General features: G+C 53.6%; 1 protein-coding gene. It reads right to left on the reverse strand.

The window, feature by feature from the left end:
- Positions 1–824, reverse strand: an 824-nt coding sequence (locus HOLDEFILI_RS19795; protein ID WP_006059896.1) for an amidohydrolase family protein, incomplete at its 3' end; no start/stop codon positions are given.
- Positions 825–932: the final 108 nt, after the last annotated feature.

Here is a 932-nt window from a genome sequence, read left to right on the forward strand (position 1 = left end):
CCTTCCAAATCCGCTTTCTGCGAATAGGCGTTAAAGCCATACGACAGATTGCCCAGAATGACGCCCTGGATTTTATCTAACAAATCGACATCTTCCGCATGAATATCATAGCCCAGCGCCAGAATCGGTTTCAGATCGTAGTCGGCGCAGACCCGCAGCACCCCCCGCAGCTCGGCGGCGTTGTTGGCGGCGATCAAAAGCGGCATTTCCTTCGCCAGCACTTTATTCAGCGCTTTGGCTTTTTCATCCCGCTTGGTTTCCGGTTTGTTCTCGTCATACTCCTGTGCCTGCCGCAGTGCGTCCCGCAGCAAGCTGAAAATTCCCATCTTCGTCATCGGCGCTACGTTGCGGGAACCATAGGCTTCCTTGACCTGATCGGTCACGGAACCTTTCATCCCTGCCTCATCCTTCACCAACATTTTAAACGGATTGATGCCGGCCGTTCTGAAGACCGCCATCTGACCGCCCAGAATATTGGAATTGCTCGGTGATGCCGCCAGCGCGGTAATCCCGTAGGTATACGGCGCCTGTTCGCTGACGCAGTCCCCGTCATAAGCATAGAGCGCCTTTAAATGCGGCGTGAGCGGATCGCTCTTTTCGTCGTTGTCGCGCACTTCGCCGCGCCGGACCGCCATGCCCAGTTCGCTCATCGCGTCGATAAACCCCGGCAGAATCACCTTGCCGGAAGCGTCGATAAACCCTTCGGCCTTTCCTTTTAAATCCTTACCCACTTCAACGATCTTTCCGTTATCGATCAGAATATCGGTATTTTCCAGCACTTCGCCCTTGCCGGTATGGACGGTGCCGCCCGTGATGCAGATCATAAAATCCCTCCTCAAGAATCATGTCTTTATTGTACGCCAGAGGAACAAGGAAAGGCAAGCCGCAGATGCAGGGAACCCGTCATTAAAAAGAAATGGTAAACACGAACC

The organism is Holdemania filiformis DSM 12042 (assembly GCF_000157995.1).
In the GTDB taxonomy this organism is placed as follows: domain Bacteria; phylum Bacillota_I; class Bacilli_A; order Erysipelotrichales; family Erysipelotrichaceae; genus Holdemania; species Holdemania filiformis.